Genomic DNA, 16,725 nt, shown 5'->3' with positions numbered 1-16,725 from the left:
GGTCCCGTGCAGGACGGGCACGCACGAGTTCTGCCCCGCCCGCTGGCCTGCCGGTGCCGACCCATGGCCCGGCGGTGCCATTCAGGTCTCAGCGGTCGGGCAGCTGGACCCGCAGCGTGGTCGCGTCGGCCCGCTGCTCGCACACCACCCGCCCGCCGAGTTCACGCGCCTGGCGCTGCACGGACCACAGGCCCAGCCCGGTCAGGTCGGCCGGCGGCCGCTCCGTGCGCAGGTGCCCGGCCACCCGTGCCGCCGGCACCCCCGGCTGGGCCACGGCCAGCTCCACCCAGCCGTGGCCCGAGGTCACGGCTAGCTCCACCGGCTGCCCGCGCCCGTGCCGGTGGGCGTTCTCCAGCAGGTTGACGAGGATCCGCTGCAGTCGCGAGTCGCCGACGAGGACGTCGCCGGCGCGCTCGCCCAGGCGCAGCGTGAGCTGCCGGCCCGGGAGCCCGGACGCCGCCACGGACGACGCGACGACGTCGCGCAGCCGCTGCCCCATCGCGGCGACGGTCGACGGTGCGTTGCCGGCCGCCTCGGCGGTGCGCAGCATCGAGGTCAGGTGGGCGGCCTGCGCCTGCGCCAGGTCCAGCAGCTCACCGCGGGCCGGCGCATCAGTCCCGAGGTGGCGCAGCGAGCTCTCCAGGCACGTCAGCGACCCTCGCATGTCGTGGCACAGGGCGCGGAACACCGCCTCCTCCGGCGTGGAACTCTCCGGCGTCCTGGGCCTTCGGCCCAGGAGGGCACGGACCAGCCGGACCGGGTGCGCGAGGAACTCCCGCACCGCGGGGGCGAGGTGTGGACGGCCAGGATCACGGGCACCTCCGGTCCCGCGGCCGGCCGGCAGCGTCGCGCAGGCAGACGGACGGGGGCAGATGGGCGAGATCGGCGCTCCTGCTCCACGCCGGACGAGCGTGGATGTGATTGTGGTCGATGACCACCCGCTTTTCACCCGGGGACTGACACTGCTCCTCCCGGAGGTCAGCGACGGCTCGGTCAACGTGGTCGCGACCACCGACGACGCCTCGGCCGCGGCGGCGCTGGTGCAGCGGTTCCGGGCCGACGTCGCCGTCATCGACCTGCAGATGCCCCCTCCCGGCGGCAGCCGGGCGATCGCCGCCGTCCGCCGGGTCGAACCGACCGTGCGGGTGGTCGCGATGTCGGGCGTCGCCGACCCGGACGCGGCGGCCGAGGCGCTGCGGGCCGGCGCGTCGAGCTTCCTGCCCAAGACCGCCGACCCCGAGACGCTGGTGGGCCCGCTGCTCGCCGTCCTCGACGGGTGGTCGGTGCTGCCCGAGCACCTGCTGCGCCACCTGCTCGACCGGGCCGCGCCCCAGGAGCAGGAGGGGCTCGCCGGCCAGCTGACCGCCGACGAGCGACGGCTCTGGCGGCTGATCGCCGGGGGGCGGCGACCATGGACATCGCCACGACGCTGCACGTCTCCGAGCGGACGGCGAAGCGACTGGTCGCGCACCTGCTGCGGCGGCTGCGGGTGTCGAGCCGGGTCGAGGCGGCAGCGCTCGCGGGCCGGGTCGGACTGGTGCAGCAGTCGGACGGCTGAGGAGCGCTCAGCCCACCGTCAGCCCGACGAGCAGGTGCGCGTTGAGCCCGATGATCAACGTGGCGACCACCATGCCGGCCGCCGTCGTCCGTCGGCGGTTCACCCAGCCGCCCATCAGGTCGCGTCGCGACGTCAGCCACAGCAGCGGCACCAGGGCGAACGGGATGCCGAAGCACAGGACGACCTGCGACCACACGAGCGCGGTGGTCGGGTCGGCGCCCACCAGCAGCACGGCCAGCGCCGGCACCAGCGTGATCAGCCGGCGCAGGTGGACCGGCAGGTGCCGCCGGAGGAACCCCGCCATCACCACCTGCCCGGCGTGTGTGCCGACCGACGAGGACGCGAAGCCGGACGCGAGCAGCGCGATCCCGAACACGACCCCGGCGCCGCGGCCCAGTTCGTTCCCGAGCCCCGCGTGCACCGCCTCGAGCGACCCGTCCATGCCCGTGCCGGTGAACAGCTGGGCAGCGACGACCAGCATCGAGGCGTTGATCAGGCCGGCGAAGCCCATGGCCAGCAGGACGTCGAGCCGCTGGGCGCGCAGCAGCCGTCGCCGTCCCTCCGCCGTCCGTCCGGCGGTGACCGCGTCGCCGTAGCGGCCGGGGGTCAGGGCCGAGTGCACGTAGATGACGTGCGGCATGACCGTCGCCCCCAGGATGCCGGTCGCCAGGATGAGGCTCTCCGGCCCGGCGAACGAGGGCACCAGCCCGGCCGCCGCGGCGTCGACGTCCACGCCCGAGCCGATGAGCGTGTAGCCGAAGCCGAGCCCGATGACCAGCAGCAGCCCGGCGATGACCCGCTCGAAGGGCCGGTGACCGCGCGACTGCGCGGCGAGCAGGGCGAACGCGACGACGGCCGTGATGACGCCGCCGATCGGCAGCGGAACGCCGAACAGCAGGTACAGCGCCACGGCCCCGCCGACGATCTCGGCCAGGTCGGTGGCGATGGCGACGGCCTCTGCCTGCACCCAGAGGCCCCAGGTGACCGGGCGCGGCAACCGCTCGCGGCACAGCGTGGCCAGGTCGCGGCCGGTGGCCATGCCGAGCTTGGCGGTGAGCGACTGGATGAGCATCGCCATGAGGTTGGCCGCGACGATCACCCAGAGCAGCGTGTAGCCGAAGGCCGCGCCGCCGGAGAAGTTGGTCGCGAAGTTGCCGGGGTCGACGTAGGCGACCGCCGCCACGAACGCCGGCCCGAGCAGCGGCCAGAGCCGCCGCCCCTCCGGCCTGACCGTGGCCGGCCGGCCGCCGAGCTGGGTGGGGAGGAGCGCGGCCTCGGCCCTGGAGAGGTACACGTCCCAGCCCTGCCCGCGCCCGGAGGACCGGTCGGGCCGTTCGGTGGCCCGGCGGGGTCACGTCGGCGCTGGGTAGGGTCCGCCGGGTGACCGCCCGCATCGTCCTGTTCGGCGCCACCGGGTATACCGGCGCGCGCACCGCCGAGGCCCTCGTCGAGCGCGGCGCCCGGCCGGTCCTCGCCGGTCGTGACCCCGGACGGCTGGCCGCGCTGGCCGGGCGGCTCGGTGGCCTGGAGACGGCGCAGGCCGACGTCACCGATCCGGCGTCCGTGCGGAGCCTCCTGGGCTCGGGCGACGTGCTCGTCACCACGGTCGGGCCGTTCCTGCGCCTCGGCCGGGCCGCCGTCGACGCGGCCGTCGAGGCCGGTGCGGTCTACCTCGACTCCACCGGCGAGCCGCCGTTCGTGCGCCAGGTCTTCGAGGACGACGGCCCGCTGGCGCTCGCCTCGGGCGCCACGCTGGTGCCCGCCTTCGGCCTGGACTACGTGCCGGGCAACCTCGCCGGTGCCCTGGCGCTGGCCGAGGCCGGCGAATGCGCGCACCGCCTGGACGTGGGGTACAGCATGTCCGGCGTCTCGGGCCAGGCGTTCTCCCGCGGCACGCTGGTCTCGGCGGCCGGGGTGCTGTTCGAGCCCGGCTTCCGCTTCACCGGGGGTTCCCTGCGCCCGGAGACCCCGGGGCGGCACACCTGGACGTTCGAGGTGGACGGCCGGCGGCGCACCGGCCTGTCGGTCGGTGGCTCGGAGCACCTGGCCCTGCCGGGCCTCGCGCCGACGCTGCGCGAGGTCGGCGTGCACCTCGACTGGTTCGGTCCGATGACCACGCCGGCACACCTGATGTCGCCGGTCACCGGGCTGGTCGCGCGCATCCCCGGGTCGGAGCAGGCGGTGCAGCGGCTGGTCGGGGCGCTCGGCCGCCGGGTGGGCGAGGCCCCGTCGGAGGCCACCGTCGCGCGCGGGCGGACCCATACGGTCGCCGAGGTGCAGGACGCCTCCGGCCAGGTGGTCAGCCGGGTGCAGCTCAACGGGCCGGAGGCCTACGGCTTCACCGCCGCGATGCTGGCGTGGGGTGCGACCCGCGCCGCCTCGGAGGGCGTCACCGGCCCCGGCGCCCTCGGGCCGGTGCAGGCGTTCGGCCTCGACGTGCTGACCGCCGGGGCGGCGGAGGTCGGGCTCGTCCGGGCGTGAGGGTCGCCTGCGTCGACATCGGGTCGACCTGGACGAAGGCCGCGCTGGTCGACGTCCTCTCCGGTGAGCTGCTCGCCACCGCGCAGGCGCCGACGACGCTCGGGGACGTCGTCCGCGGTGTGCTGGCGGCGACGGCCGGCTTCGCGGACGCGCCGGTCATCGCCTGCTCCAGCGCGGGCGGTGGGCTGCGGCTGGCGGTCGTGGGCTACGAGGAGCTGATCAGCGCCGAGGCCGGGCACCGGGCCGCGCTCACCGCCGGAGCCCGCGTCGTCCATGTCGCCGCCGGTGTCGTGGACGGCGCCGCGCTGGCCGCGCTGCAGGCGGCCGAGCCGGACGTCGTCCTCCTGGTGGGCGGCACGGACGGCGGGGAGGCGTCGGTGCTGCGTGCGAACGCCGCCACGCTGGCCGGTGCGGAGCGGTCCGTCCCCGTCGTCCTCGCCGGCAACGTGGCGGTTCGGGACGAGGTGGCGCGGATGCTCCGGGACGGCGGCCTGCCGGTGCGGGAGGCCGACAACGTGCTGCCCGACATCGGCCTGCTGACGCCGGAGTCGGCCCGGGCGGCGATCCGCGAGGTGTTCCTCGAGCACGTCATCGGGGGCGACCGGCTGTCGACCGATCCGCGGCTGCGCCAGTGGGTGCGGGCGGTGACCCCGGACGCCGTCCTGGAGGGGGTGACCGTCCTGGCCCGGGTGCTGGCCGACGAGCGGGTGTCGGTGGTCGTGCTCGACGTCGGCGGCGCGACCACCGACGTGTACTGCGTGCCCGAGCCCGACGCGGAGCAGGCGTCCCTGGGGCGGGAGGCGGTCGGCGTGCCGGCGCGACGGCGCACGGTGGAGGGCGACCTCGGTGTCTCGTGGAGCGTCGACGCGCTGCGGGCGGCGGCGGCCGCCGAGGGCCTGCCGGTGCCGGGGGAGGACTCCCTGGATCTCGGCGGCACGGCGGCCACGATCGCCCTGCGCCGGCACCTGCGGGCCGAGGCGGGGTACGGGCCGGGCGGCGCCAGCGCCCGCGGCGCGGGTCTGGTCGTGCTGTCCGGCGGCGTGTTCCGGCACGCGGCGCCCGAGGCGGTCGACCGCGTGGTGGCGCGGCTGGCCGCCGACACGGGTGGGGCGGGCAGCGTCGTCGCCGCCACTCCCGTCCTGGTCGACCGCCGCTACGCGCTCGCGCCGATCGGCCTCCTGGCCGCCGAGCACCCCGACACCGCCACCGCCCTGGCGCGGGACCTGCTCAGCGCGCGCTGAGCGTCGCCGCCCACGGCTCGGAGGCGGCCGCCGCGAACGCGGCGACCTCGCCGGCGGCCATGTCGGTCGACGCGTACCCGCCCTGGCCCGCCCCGACGCAGGCGATCACGGTGGCCAGGTCGGCCCGGCGCTGGAAGAACGACTGGCGCACCTGCCAGCCGACCACCGCCCGCCGCTGCAGGACCGCCTGCTCGCGGACCAGCCAGCCGCTGCGCACCGTGAACGCGTCCGGCCCGGTGGCGTGCCCGAGGGCGGCGTACCGGCCCAGCCCGACGGGGACGGCGAGGACCGTCAGGGCGATGCCCGCGGCGAGCAGCCACCACCAGCCGAACGCCGCCGATGTGACGGCGCCGGCCAGCGTCACCAGGACTCCCGCGGCCGTCGCGCGCAGGATCCGCCGGCGCCGGGCGGCCGGCGGATGGCCGATCAGCTCGGCCGGGTCGGTCACGAGCCGCCGGCCCAGGGTCACCGCCTCGGTCCGGGGCCCGAGAGGGAGCAGCTGGCCGCGCCTGGTGGCGTCGCCGAGGCCGGTGACCAGGGCGCTCAGCCGGGCGGCGCGCACCCATCGCATGCCGAGCCCTTCGGAGAGGGTCCAGCCGCGGATGCGGTCGATCTCCAGCTCGGTGTGCCGACGGGTGAGCAGCCCGCGGACGGCGACCAGCGAGCCGCCCCGCCGCGTCAGCCGGAAGCGCCAGTTGACGATCGCGGCGCCGACGACGGCGCCGAGCACCAGCAGCAGGAGGGCCGCGACGACGAGCAGCGCGGCGGCGCGCCCGTCGCTCACGTCCGGCCCCTCGAGGTCCGGCTGGAACTGGCGGGGGAGCTCGTCGACGAGCCGGAACAGCGCGCCGACCGCGGCGAGGGGAACGGCGAGGTAGCTGCCGACCAGCGGGGCGTACAGCAACCAGCGGTTGTCGAAGCGACCGAACTCCTCCTCGACCGGCTCCTCCTCCGCCGCCTCGGGCGCCGTGGCGCGGTGGGTGAGCACGGCGGCGCGCAACCGGTCGCCCTCGGCGCGCGGCACCCCGTCGACCACGACCTCCTCGTTCTCGCCGGCCGCCCCCGCCGCGGCGTCGATCCGGACGCGCACCAGGCCGAACACCCGGTGCAGCACGGGCGCCTCCACCTCGACGCCCCGGATCCGGTCGTTCGGCACCGTGCGGACCGACCGCGACACCAGGCCGCGGGTGACCACCACCGCGGTCGGCCCGTCGAGGTAGCTGAACCGCCACCAGGACAGGGCGGCGGTCAGCAGGGAGAGCAGCGTGACGCCGACGACCAGCGAGATGAGCATGGTCGTGCCGCCGCCGAAGCCGGTCGCCGCGAGGATCGGGATGACCGCCGGGACGACCTGGCGGGCCTGCTTGAAGGTGGCGGTGTGGACGAGGACGACGAGCGGCGAGGTCCGCCGTCCCTGCGGTGCCGGTGCGGCCGGGTTCATGTGGCCTGGTCGCGGACCTGCTCGGCGCGGTGCGCCAGGTCGTCGGCGACCCGCTGGGCGACGTCGGCCTCGAGGTGCCAGATGCGCACGGTGCCCTGCGAGCTCGCCGTCAGCACCGCCACCGTCGACAGGCCGAACAGCTGCTGGAGCACGCCGCGGGTCACGTCGACGGTCTGGATGCGGGAGATCGGCACCAGCGTCCAGGTGCGGGTCAGCCAGCCGGTCAGCGTGTAGACGGCGTCCGCCGTGACCTCCCAGCGGTGCACGTGGAACCGGATGTGCGGCCGGATGGCCAGCGCCACCACCGCGTGGACGACGACGCCGATGGGCACGAGCCACCGCAGCAGTGGGACGGGACCACCGGCGCTCGCGGGGACGAAGAGGAGGAACGCACCGGCGGCGAGGCCGAGGGACACCGTCGAGATGGCGCCCTCGGTCACCCAGAGCCCGATGGCGGAGCGGGAGAGCTGCCAGGCCGGTTCGCGCACCGGGGCAGGGGCGGTGGTCATCGGGTCCATCCTCGCAGTGCGTTGTCGGCGGCGGCGCGTGCCACGATGGAAGGCGTGATGCCACAGCAGGTGCCGACCGTGTCCGTCGACGAGTTGCCGGACGACGCCGTCGTCCTCGACGTCCGCGAGGACGACGAATGGGTGCACGGCCACATCGAGGGCGCCACCCACATCCCGATGGGCGAGGTGCCCGCCCGGCTCGACGACCTCCCCGAGGGCGACCCGCTGTACGTGACCTGCCGCGGCGGCGGCCGGTCCGCGCGGGTGGCGGCCTGGCTCAACCAGAACGGCTACGACGCGGTGAACGTCGCCGGTGGCATGGGTGACTGGGAGGCCGCCGGCCGGCCCATGGTGAGCGAGACCGGCCAGCCCCCTTCGTCCGCTAGCAGCCAGAACCGCGGTTTCGGCTCCTCCGGTCGGGGGCCGAAACCGCGGTTCTGGTCGTCAGGACTTCAGCTCGTACTCGGCGAACGTGGCGCGCAGGTCCTTCTTGGAGAACTTGCCGACGCTGGTCTTGGGCACCTCGTCGATGAACTCGACGGCGTCGGGCAGCCACCACTTGGCCACCTTCGGCTGCAGGAACTCCAGGATCTCCGCCTCCGTCGCCTGCTCGCCCTCGTTGAGCACCACGCAGGCCAGCGGCCGCTCGTCCCACTTCGGGTGCGGGATGCCGACGACCGCGGCCTCCTTCACCTTCGGGTGGCTCATGATCACGTTCTCGAGGTCGACCGAGCTGATCCACTCGCCGCCGGACTTGATCAGGTCCTTGGTGCGGTCGGCGATCCGGATCGAGCCGGCCGCGTCCATGGCGGCGACGTCGCCGGTCTTCATCCAGCCGTCCTCGGTGGAGAGCACGACCCCGGCGTCGGGGTTGTAGTAGTCCTTCGCGCACCACGGACCGCGGACCTGCAGCTCGCCGGTGGCCTGGTCGTCCCAGGGCTGCGGCTCGAGGGTGTCGGCGTCGACGATCCTCGCCTCGACGCCGAACAGCGGGATGCCCGCTCGGGCCCGGGCGTTCGCGACGGTCTCGGCGTCGGCGTCGTCGTACTGGCGGGAGAGCACGGCCGACGACGCGACCGGCGACGTCTCGGTCATGCCCCAGGCCTGCAGGATCGGCAGCCCGACCTGCTCGCGGTAGGCCTCGGACAGCGCCTTCGGCACGGCCGACCCGCCGCAGCCGATCTCGCGCAGCTTGTGCTCGCGGCCGGCCAGGTGGGGCAGCACGCCCTGCCAGATCGTCGGGACGCCGGCGGTGAAGGTGACGCCCTCGTCCACGATGATGTCGGCCAGCGCCTCGGGCTGCATCATCGCCCCGGGCATCACCAGCGAGGCGCCGGCGGCGGGCGCGGCCTGCGCGATGCCCCAGGCGTTGGCGTGGAACATCGGGACGACCGGCATCGCGACGTCCCGCACGCCCAGCCCGAAGGCGTTGGGTGCGAGCACGGCCATCGTGTGCAGCACCGTCGAGCGGTGCGAGTAGACGACGCCCTTGGGGTTGCCCGTGGTGCCGCTCGTGTAGCACATGGAGGCGGCGAGGTTCTCGTCGTCGACCCGGAAGTCGACCGGCTGGGCGTCGGCGAGCAGCGTCTCGTAGTCGGAGATGCGCGGGTCGTCGGGGACCTCGTTGGTGCCGCCGTCGTCCATGACCACGACGTGCCGGACCGTCGTCATCGTGTCGATGAGCTTCCACAGCAGCGGCAGCACGGTGCGGTCGACGAAGACGACCTCGTCCTCGGCGTGGTTGGCGATGTAGGTCAGCTGCTCGGGGAACAGCCGGATGTTGAGCGTGTGCAGGACCCGGCCGGTGCACGGCGCGGCGAAGTAGAGCTCGAGGTGACGCTGGCTGTTCCAGCCGAACGTGCCCACCCGCCCGTCGCCGCTCACGCCGAGCGTGTCGAGGACGCCGCCGAGCTTGCGGGTGCGCTGCGCCCACTCCGCGTAGGTCGTCCGGGTCACACCGCCGGGGTTGTTGGTGACGATCGTCCCGTCGCCGTAGTGCTGCTCGACGTGCCGGAAGATCGTGTCGATGGTGAGGGGCGAGTCCTGCATCAAGCCGCGCATGGCCGGATCCTGCCAGTGAGCCCGCTCACCTTCCAGGCGAGGTCCGCGTCGCCAGCCGGCGCCGGACGGCGGGGCTGCGGAGTTCCCGGAGCGCGTCGGTGGCCACCCATCGGGCACCGCTTCCGCGGAGTTGCTCGGCCGCCTCGACGGCGAGCAGGTTGAGCCCGGCGCTGCGCTTGCCGATGGCGCGCAGCGCCCAGCTCGCGGCCGTGCGCACGAGCGGCCGGTCGTCGTCCGCGCTCGCCACCAGTGCCGGGAGGAGGGCGGCGAACCGGTCGTCGGCGGCCCGCTTGTCCGCGACGGCGAGGCCCGCCATGAGCACGAAACCGGCCCGCTTGACGAACAGCTCGTCCCTCGTCGGCCACTCCACGGCCTTGCCCCAGCCCGCCGCCGCGTACCGGAAGAGGTTCTGGCAGACCTGGTCGCAGAGGTCCCACGAGGCGAAGTCGGCGGCCCAGTGCTCGAACTGGTCGTCGTCGACCAGTGCCGGGTCGTCGACCAGCGACGCGAGGATCCGCGCCTCGTGCACGCCGCTGGCCCACAGGTCGCCGGCCAGTGCGTGATCCCGGCCGACCTCCTTCGCCACGCCGCGCAGCTCCCCGACGGTCACGCCGAGCGCGGTGCCGGCCCCGATCCCGTACCGGGCCATGCCCGGCAGCCGGGACGGCTCGGCCAGGTCGCGCAGCCGGGCCAGGACCTCGTCGACGGTCACGTCAGGCCGTGAGGACGACGGGCAGCTGCGCCAGCCCGCGGATCACGAACTCGGGACGCCGCACCGGCTCTCCGCCCAGCACGAGGGACGACGTCCGGTCCAGCAGCGCCCCGAACGACGCCTGCAGCTCGACGCGGGCCAGCGGCGCACCGATGCAGAAGTGGACGCCGGCCCCGAAGGAGATGTGCGGGTTGTCGGTGCGGCCGACGTCCAGGGTCTCGGGCTCGGCGAAGACGGCAGGGTCGTGGTTGGCCGCGCCCAGCAGCGCCGCGATCTTCTGACCGGCGGCGACGGTGATCCCGCCGATCTCGACGTCCTCGGTGGCGGTGCGTTCGAACAGCTGGAGCGGGGAGTCGTAGCGCATGAGCTCCTCGATCGCCGTCGGGAGCAGCGAGCGGTCCGCCCGCAGCCGCTGCAGCTGATCGGGGTTGTGCAGCAGGGCCAGCGTGCCGTTGCCGGTGACGTTGACCGTCGCCTCGTGGCCGGCGTTGAGCAGCAGGATGCAGGTGGTGACCAGCTCGTCCTCGGTGAGCTTGTCGCCCTCGGCGTCCCGGACCTGGACCAGGTGGCTGACGAGGTCGTCACCGGGCTGCTTCCGCCGCTCGGCGGCGAGCCCCCGCAGGTACGTGACGAACTCGTCCGCCGCGCGCTCGGCCGCCTCCTCGCGCTCCCGAGTGCGGTCGTACTCGTACATCTTCACGATCGCGTTCGACCAGGGACGCAGCAGCGGGCGGTCGGCCTGCGGCACGCCGAGCAGCTCGGCGATGACGTCGACCGGCAGCTGCTCGGCCATGCCCGGCAGCAGGTCGACCGGCGCCGAGCCCCCGGACCGCTCGATCAGCCCGTCGACCAGCCGCCCGGCCAGCTGCTCGACCCAGGGCCGCAGCCGCTCGACGTGCCCGCGCGCGAACGCGGTGCTGACCAGCCGCCGCAGCCGGGTGTGCTCGGGCGGCTCCATCTCGAGGATCGCGTTGCGGTGGATGAGGTTGAAGCTCTCGAACCTGCTCTGCGGCTCCCTGTCGCGCCAGATCCGGCCCAGCCGGCGGTCCCGGAGGACGGCGTTGGACTCCGCGTGCGTGAACGCCAGCCACAGCTGCAGCTCCTCGTGCCACTGCACCGGCGCCTCGGCGCGGGCTCGCGCGAACGCGGGGTAGGGGTTCGCGACGACGGCGGGGTCGGTGAGGTCGAGCGGAGCGGCCACGGGAGCAGCGTATGGGCCACGTCGGGACCGTCCGTAGGCTCCGCTCATGGCCTCCCGCAAGCGCTCGTCCGCTCCCGCCACCGCCGCGCCCGAGGGCATCAACCCCAAGGCACCGTGCTTCTGCGGATCGGGACGCCGCTACAAGCACTGCCACGGCTCGGGCTACGCGCCGCCGGTCACCCGCCCGTTCGAGGGCCTGCCGGGAGAGCCCGACTGGGTCGCGCTGCGGGAGCTGGTGCCGGCTGCGACGGCCTCCGTGCGGACGACGGACGGCCGCGAGGTCACCCTCGCCAGCGTGCTGCCGGGCGGTGTGCCGGCGCTGGTCCGGGCGAGCGGCGAGATCGTGCTCGCCGTCCAGTTGCAGGCCTCCTCGGACGACGTCAGCCGCGACATCGGCACCGCGCTGGCCGCCGCCCTGGAGGCGCCGGCCGGGGCGCCCGTGGACCCCGGGCCCGTCGGCGCCGCCGGCTCCGCGGGGCCGCGCCTGCAGGAGATCCTCGACCTGACCGCCCCGTTCGAGGTCACCGTGCACGAGGACTTCGGCTTCTGGCTGGAGGGCACGGAGCCCGCCGCCGCGGCACGGGCAGGGCTCGAGCAGGCCAACCAGGCGATCCTGCCCACCGTGCGGCTGCCCGGGCTCGACGCCGCCTACTGGGTGCGGCCGGGGCAGGAGCGGGCGCACCTGCGCTGGGTGCGGCCCGAGCCCGAGGAGAAGCTGCTCGACGCGCTCGCCCGACTGCGCGCCGCGGGCGATCCGATCCTCCTGGGCGAGGGCACCCGCTACGCGGGGGCGTTCCGGGCCCTGGGGCTCGTCGTCCCGGTGTGGGACCTGCCGGCCGACGCCCCCGCCGAGGACTGGGTCGGGCCGGCCACCGAGTTCCAGGGCCGCCTCGAGCGGGCGCTGACCGTGACCGACCCGCTGGACGCAGACGAGCGCCGCGCCCGGGCCGGTCTGCTCTCCCGGCAGGTCACCCTGCGGTAGCGGCGCCGGCCCTGGGGTCGGGTGCACGCTGTGGGAGTCCTGCCGGACCCCGTGAGCGTGCACAACACCCCCAAAGCGGACATCTCGCAGGTCGCAAGCGGGTCGCGGCGGGGCCGGAACACCCCGTCGTCACCCGGTGCGACGACGTCAACATCTGGGTGACGGGAGCGTTACGCGACCGTGACGCCCGATGGGCGAGGAGCCTCTTGACGGAACGTCTTGTTAACGCTCACATTTACTCCGCTCGCGCATCAGCGGGCCTGCGCCGGGTCGTCGGGCGGCAGATGTCTCGAAGAGGAGATCAATACGTGAGCAGGAAGCTCGGCTTGACCGCCCTCAGTGCCGTGGCGGCGCTGACGCTGGCGGCCTGTGGCGGCGAAGGCGCCGGCAGCAACAACAACACTGAGGACGCGGCTCCCGAGGACCTCTCGATCGGCGTCTCGATGCCGACCCAGACGTCGGAGCGCTGGATCGCCGACGGCAACGCCGTCAAGGAGCAGCTGGAGGCGAAGGGTTACGAGGTCGACCTGCAGTACGCGGGCGACGACATCCCGACCCAGACCCAGCAGATCGACCAGATGATCACCCAGGGCGCCGACGCCCTGATCATCGCCGCGATCGACGGCACCGCCCTGGGCAGCCAGCTGCAGGCCGCCGCGGACGAGGGCATCCCGGTCATCTCCTACGACCGGCTCATCCGCGACAGCGAGAACGTCGACTTCTACGTCAGCTTCGACAACTTCAAGGTCGGTGTCGCGCAGGGCAACGCACTGCTGACCGGCCTGGGTCTGCCGACCGAGGACAACCCCGAGGGCACCGCCACCGGGCCGTTCAACATCGAGCTGTTCGCCGGTTCGCTGGACGACAACAACGCCTTCTTCTTCTTCGACGGCGCCATGTCGGTCCTGCAGCCGCTCATCGACGACGGCACGCTGGTCGTCAAGTCGGGCCAGACCGAGATCGAGCAGGTCGCCACGCTGCGCTGGCAGCAGGAGACCGCCCAGCGGCGCATGGAGGACCTGCTGACCTCCACGTACAACGACGGTTCGCGGGTCGACGGCGTGCTCTCGCCCTACGACGGCCTGTCGCGGGGCATCATCACCGCGCTGTCGAACAACGGCTACGGCCCGACCATCGACAGCGGCGCGCAGCCCATGCCGATCGTGACCGGCCAGGACGCCGAGATCGCCTCGGTCAAGCTGATCGCCGACGGTGTCCAGAGCTCGACGATCTTCAAGGACACCCGTCTCCTGGCCGAGCAGGCCGTCATCGCCGCCGAGGCGTTCCTCGAGGGCGAGGAGCCGGAGGCCAACAACACCGAGGACTACGACAACGGTGTGAAGGTCGTCCCGTCCTACCTGCTCGACATCGTCACCGTCTTCGCCGACGACATCCAGGCGGAGCTGGTCGACACCGGTTACTGGACCGCGGAAGAGGTCGAGGCCGGCCAGGCGGAGTGATCCGCCGGTCCTAGACCGGCCGGGCCCGGTGGCGCAAGCGCTGCCGGGCCCGGCCGCACCACCCCGCACCACCTGCACCGACCTGCGCGAAGCCCGCGGCCGTCGAGCACCTCCGGCCGCCCGATCACCTCGGATGCCCACGGCGGCCTCCGGGTCCACACTCTGAGCACCGCGCCACCGCACACAGCACCGCGCCACCGAACACAGCACCGCACTCGACGACGAGGACGACGGGACACATGGCAGAGAACATCCTGGAGATGCGCTCCATCACCAAGACCTTCCCCGGCGTCAAGGCGCTCGAGGACGTCAATCTCAGCGTGCGGCGCGGTGAGATCCACGCGATCTGCGGCGAGAACGGCGCCGGCAAGTCCACGCTGATGAAGGTGCTGTCGGGGGTGTACCCGACCGGCAGCTACGACGGCGACATCGTCTTCGACGGCGAGCCGGTGCACTTCGCGAACATCCGCGACAGCGAGCACAAGGGCATCGTGATCATCCACCAGGAGCTCGCGCTGGTGCCCTACCTCTCGATCGCCGAGAACATCTTCCTGGGCAACGAGGTCCGCGGCCGCGGCGGGCTGATCGACTGGAACAAGGCCAACGCCGACGCCGCCGACCTGCTGAACTCGGTGGGCCTGCCCGAGAACCCGGTGACGCCGGTCGGTCAGCTCGGCGTCGGCAAGCAGCAGCTGGTCGAGATCGCCAAGGCCCTGTCGAAGGACGTGAAGCTGCTCATCCTCGACGAGCCCACCGCGGCGCTCAACGACAACGACTCCGCGCACCTGCTGGATCTGCTGCGCAGGCTCAAGGAGCGCGGCATCACCTGCATCATGATCTCGCACAAGCTCAACGAGATCACCGCGATCGCCGACAACGTCACCGTCATCCGCGACGGCAGGACGGTCGAGACGCTGAACCTGCACGCCGGCGAGGTGACGCAGGAGCGGATCATCCGCGGCATGGTCGGCCGCGACCTGGAGAGCTACTACCCGCACCGCGAATCCCACCCGGGCGACGAGATCCTGCGCGTCGAGGACTGGAGCGTGAAGCACCCCACCCAGGATCGCTTCGTGGTGCAGAACGCCTCGTTCAGCGTGCGCGCCGGCGAGGTCGTCGGCATCGCGGGCCTGATGGGCGCCGGCCGCACCGAGCTGGCCATGAGCATCTTCGGCCGCTCCTACGGCCGCGACATCACCGGCCGGCTGTTCGTGCACGGCAGGGAGGTCAAGGTCCGCAGCGTGCCGGAGGCGATCGGGGCCGGCATCGCGTACGCCACCGAGGACCGCAAGCGCTACGGCCTGAACCTGATCGAGGACATCCGGCGCAACATCTCTGCCGCCTCCCTGCGCAAGCTCGCCGCGCGCGGCTGGGTGAACGACAACGAGGAGATCAAGGTCGCCGAGGAGTACCGGCAGAGCATGAACATCAAGGCGCCCAGCGTCATGAGCGTCGTCGGCAAGCTCTCGGGTGGCAACCAGCAGAAGGTCGTCCTGTCCAAGTGGCTGTTCACCGAACCCGAGGTGCTCATCCTCGACGAGCCGACCCGCGGCATCGACGTCGGCGCCAAGTACGAGATCTACACGATCATCAACCGCCTCGTGGCGGCCGGGAAGGCCGTCGTCGTCATCTCGTCGGAGCTGCCCGAACTCCTCGGCATCTGCGACCGCATCTACACCCTCTCGGCCGGACGGATCACCGGTGAGGTGCCCGTGCACCACGAGACCGACGGGGCCACCCAGGAGAAGCTCATGGAGCTCATGACCAAGGAGAAGGAGCTCACGGCATGACCACCACCGTTCCCCCGTCGTCGGATCCGGAGGCCCAGACGGCGACCGCTCCCAAGGACGTCGCCCCCGCCGCGGCGCTCGGTGTCGGCACCAGCAACCTCGCCACCCTGGTCACGCGCAACCTGCGGACCAGCGGGATCTACATCGCCTTCGTGGCGATCGTCGCGCTGTTCGCGATCCTCACCGACGGCGACCTGCTCCTGCCCCGGAACATCTCGAACATCGTCCAGCAGTACAGCTACATCCTCGTGCTGGCGATCGGCATGGTCATCGTGATCATCGCCGGTCACATCGACCTCTCGGTCGGCTCGGTGGTCGCCCTGACCGGCGCGGTCTCGGCCGTGGTCGTGATCCGCAACGGCCAGCCGTGGTGGGTCGGCATCATCGCCGCGCTGGCCGTCGGCATCGCGGTCGGCGCCTGGCAGGGGTTCTGGGTCGCCTACGTCGGCATCCCGGCGTTCATCGTCACCCTCGCCGGCATGCTGCTCTTCCGCGGCCTGGCGCAGGAAGTGCTGAACAACATCTCGCTGTCGCCCTTCCCGGACCCGTACCCGAGGGTCGCCAACGGCTTCATCAACGGGCTGATCGGCGGCGACGGCTACGACGCGTTCACGCTGCTCATCTTCGGGATCGCGGTCGGGGGCTACGCCGTGTCGCAGTGGCGCACGCGGCTGGCCCGCCTGCGCTACAAGCAGCCGGTCGAGAGCTTCCCGCTGTTCGTCGCGAAGATCGTCGCCGTCGGCGCGGTCGTCATGTACTTCGCCTGGAAGCTGGCCACCGCCCGTGGCCTGCCGATCGTGCTGATCATCCTGGCCGTGCTGATCATGACCTATGCCCTGATCACCAAGCGCACCGTCTTCGGGCGGCAGGTCTACGCGATCGGCGGCAACCTCGCCGCGGCGACGCTGTCCGGCGTGAAGGTCCGGGCGGTCAACTTCTGGATCTTCGTCAACATGGGCTTCCTGGCGGCCATCGCCGGCGTGATCTTCTCCTCGCGCACCAGCAGCGCCCAGCCCAACGCCGGTCAGATGTTCGAGCTCGACGCGATCGCCGCCGCGTTCATCGGTGGCGCGGCGGTCACCGGGGGCGTCGGCACCGTGTTCGGCGCCATGGTCGGCGCGCTGATCATGGCTGTCATGAGCAACGGCATGCAGCTGATGAACGTCGATCAGCCGGTCCAGTCGGTGGTGAAGGGCCTCGTGCTGCTGCTGGCCGTCGCCTTCGACGTCTACAACAAGCGCCGCGCCGGGGCCTCCCGCTGAGGCACGAGCCGGTCGCCGCCGCCCGGC

At 73.1% G+C, this 16,725-nt stretch carries 14 protein-coding genes and 2 pseudogenes; 9 read left to right on the top strand and 7 right to left on the bottom strand.

The window, feature by feature from the left end; all coding sequences use genetic code 11:
- Positions 1 to 88 precede the first annotated feature (88 nt).
- A complete protein-coding gene (locus MVA48_RS15360; protein WP_246981569.1) occupies positions 89 to 688 on the bottom strand; it encodes a sensor histidine kinase in 600 nt (199 codons plus the stop codon).
- On the opposite strand from MVA48_RS15360, the pseudogene MVA48_RS24270 reads away from it, so the two are divergent.
- Both MVA48_RS24270 and MVA48_RS15350 read left to right on the top strand, forming a co-directional pair.
- Positions 663 to 1,190: pseudogene (locus tag MVA48_RS24270) on the top strand (response regulator); the annotation flags it as partial. The gene MVA48_RS15360 and the pseudogene MVA48_RS24270 overlap by 26 nt on opposite strands.
- Before the next feature lie 221 nt (positions 1,191 to 1,411).
- Complete coding sequence (locus tag MVA48_RS15350; RefSeq protein WP_246981568.1) at positions 1,412 to 1,558, top strand: LuxR C-terminal-related transcriptional regulator; 147 nt, start codon at positions 1,412 to 1,414, stop codon at positions 1,556 to 1,558.
- Between the two features lie 7 nt (positions 1,559 to 1,565).
- Here the strand turns inward: MVA48_RS15350 and MVA48_RS15345 are convergent, their stop codons facing one another.
- The gene (locus tag MVA48_RS15345) at positions 1,566 to 2,852 is read right to left on the bottom strand and encodes an Nramp family divalent metal transporter (protein ID WP_246981567.1); all 1,287 of its coding nucleotides are present in this window, start codon (positions 2,850 to 2,852) and stop codon (positions 1,566 to 1,568) included.
- Between the two features lie 86 nt (positions 2,853 to 2,938).
- Here MVA48_RS15345 and MVA48_RS15340 point away from each other — a divergent pair, with 86 nt between their 5' ends.
- The gene (locus tag MVA48_RS15340; protein WP_246981566.1) at positions 2,939 to 4,039 is read left to right on the top strand and encodes a saccharopine dehydrogenase family protein; all 1,101 of its coding nucleotides are present in this window, start codon (positions 2,939 to 2,941) and stop codon (positions 4,037 to 4,039) included.
- Positions 4,036 to 5,280, top strand: coding sequence for a glutamate mutase L (locus MVA48_RS15335; RefSeq protein WP_246981565.1), 1,245 nt, complete (start codon positions 4,036 to 4,038; stop codon positions 5,278 to 5,280). Before MVA48_RS15340 ends, MVA48_RS15335 begins: the two co-directional genes overlap by 4 nt.
- On the opposite strand, the gene MVA48_RS15330 is transcribed toward MVA48_RS15335, so the two are convergent.
- Together MVA48_RS15330 and MVA48_RS15325 are read right to left on the bottom strand one after the other, a co-directional pair.
- Entirely contained in the window at positions 5,267 to 6,721 is a 1,455-nt protein-coding gene (locus MVA48_RS15330) for a PH domain-containing protein (RefSeq protein ID WP_246981564.1), read from the bottom strand. The genes MVA48_RS15335 and MVA48_RS15330 overlap by 14 nt on opposite strands.
- Positions 6,718 to 7,230 (bottom strand): PH domain-containing protein, encoded by a 513-nt coding sequence (locus MVA48_RS15325; protein WP_246981563.1) that lies wholly within the window; start codon positions 7,228 to 7,230, stop codon positions 6,718 to 6,720. Before MVA48_RS15325 ends, MVA48_RS15330 begins: the two co-directional genes overlap by 4 nt.
- A 45-nt stretch (positions 7,231 to 7,275) precedes the next feature.
- On the opposite strand from MVA48_RS15325, the pseudogene MVA48_RS15320 reads away from it, so the two are divergent.
- Positions 7,276 to 7,554: pseudogene (locus MVA48_RS15320) on the top strand (rhodanese-like domain-containing protein); the annotation flags it as partial.
- Positions 7,555 to 7,674: 120 nt separating this feature from the next.
- Here the strand turns inward: MVA48_RS15320 and MVA48_RS15315 are convergent.
- The 3 genes from MVA48_RS15315 to MVA48_RS15305 are packed head-to-tail and all read right to left on the bottom strand — an operon-like array spanning position 7,675 to position 11,204.
- Positions 7,675 to 9,291, bottom strand: coding sequence for a long-chain fatty acid--CoA ligase (locus tag MVA48_RS15315; RefSeq protein ID WP_246981562.1), 1,617 nt, complete (start codon positions 9,289 to 9,291; stop codon positions 7,675 to 7,677).
- A gap of 25 nt (positions 9,292 to 9,316) precedes the next feature.
- A complete protein-coding gene (locus MVA48_RS15310; protein ID WP_246981561.1) occupies positions 9,317 to 10,003 on the bottom strand; it encodes a DNA alkylation repair protein in 687 nt (228 codons plus the stop codon).
- Position 10,004: 1 nt separating this feature from the next.
- Positions 10,005 to 11,204, bottom strand: a complete 1,200-nt coding sequence (locus tag MVA48_RS15305; protein WP_246981560.1) for a cytochrome P450 — start codon at positions 11,202 to 11,204, stop codon at positions 10,005 to 10,007.
- 46 nt (positions 11,205 to 11,250) lie between these two features.
- Here MVA48_RS15305 and MVA48_RS15300 point away from each other — a divergent pair, with 46 nt between their 5' ends.
- The 4 genes from MVA48_RS15300 to mmsB all read left to right on the top strand — a co-directional run bounded on the left by MVA48_RS15300 (position 11,251) and on the right by mmsB (position 16,698).
- A complete protein-coding gene (locus MVA48_RS15300; RefSeq protein ID WP_246981559.1) occupies positions 11,251 to 12,186 on the top strand; it encodes a DUF5926 family protein in 936 nt (311 codons plus the stop codon).
- A gap of 308 nt (positions 12,187 to 12,494) precedes the next feature.
- Complete coding sequence (gene chvE / locus MVA48_RS15295) at positions 12,495 to 13,646, top strand: multiple monosaccharide ABC transporter substrate-binding protein (RefSeq protein ID WP_246981558.1); 1,152 nt, start codon at positions 12,495 to 12,497, stop codon at positions 13,644 to 13,646.
- Positions 13,647 to 13,885: 239 nt separating this feature from the next.
- Positions 13,886 to 15,436, top strand: coding sequence for a multiple monosaccharide ABC transporter ATP-binding protein (mmsA, locus tag MVA48_RS15290; RefSeq protein ID WP_246981557.1), 1,551 nt, complete (start codon positions 13,886 to 13,888; stop codon positions 15,434 to 15,436).
- Positions 15,433 to 16,698, top strand: coding sequence for a multiple monosaccharide ABC transporter permease (gene mmsB, locus MVA48_RS15285; RefSeq protein WP_246981556.1), 1,266 nt, complete (start codon positions 15,433 to 15,435; stop codon positions 16,696 to 16,698). The genes mmsA and mmsB overlap by 4 nt, the downstream gene beginning before the upstream one ends.
- The last annotated feature ends 27 nt before the right edge of the window (positions 16,699 to 16,725 follow it).

Source organism: Blastococcus sp. PRF04-17 (assembly GCF_023016265.1).
Classification (GTDB): Bacteria; Actinomycetota; Actinomycetes; order Mycobacteriales; family Geodermatophilaceae; genus Blastococcus_B.
This window is presented reverse-complemented; position numbering and strand designations above follow the sequence as displayed.

What these genes read in the sequence shown, in the direction of transcription:
- mmsA (WP_246981557.1), top strand. Translation starts at nt 13,886, where the DNA reads ATGGCAGAGAACATCCTGGAGATGCGCTCCATCACCAAGACCTTCCCC.
- MVA48_RS15330 (WP_246981564.1), bottom strand. Translation starts at nt 6,721, where the DNA reads ATGAACCCGGCCGCACCGGCACCGCAGGGACGGCGGACCTCGCCGCTC.
- MVA48_RS15350 (WP_246981568.1), top strand. Translation starts at nt 1,412, where the DNA reads ATGGACATCGCCACGACGCTGCACGTCTCCGAGCGGACGGCGAAGCGA.
- MVA48_RS15325 (WP_246981563.1), bottom strand. Translation starts at nt 7,230, where the DNA reads ATGACCACCGCCCCTGCCCCGGTGCGCGAACCGGCCTGGCAGCTCTCC.
- MVA48_RS15315 (WP_246981562.1), bottom strand. Translation starts at nt 9,291, where the DNA reads ATGCGCGGCTTGATGCAGGACTCGCCCCTCACCATCGACACGATCTTC.
- MVA48_RS15300 (WP_246981559.1), top strand. Translation starts at nt 11,251, where the DNA reads ATGGCCTCCCGCAAGCGCTCGTCCGCTCCCGCCACCGCCGCGCCCGAG.
- mmsB (WP_246981556.1), top strand. Translation starts at nt 15,433, where the DNA reads ATGACCACCACCGTTCCCCCGTCGTCGGATCCGGAGGCCCAGACGGCG.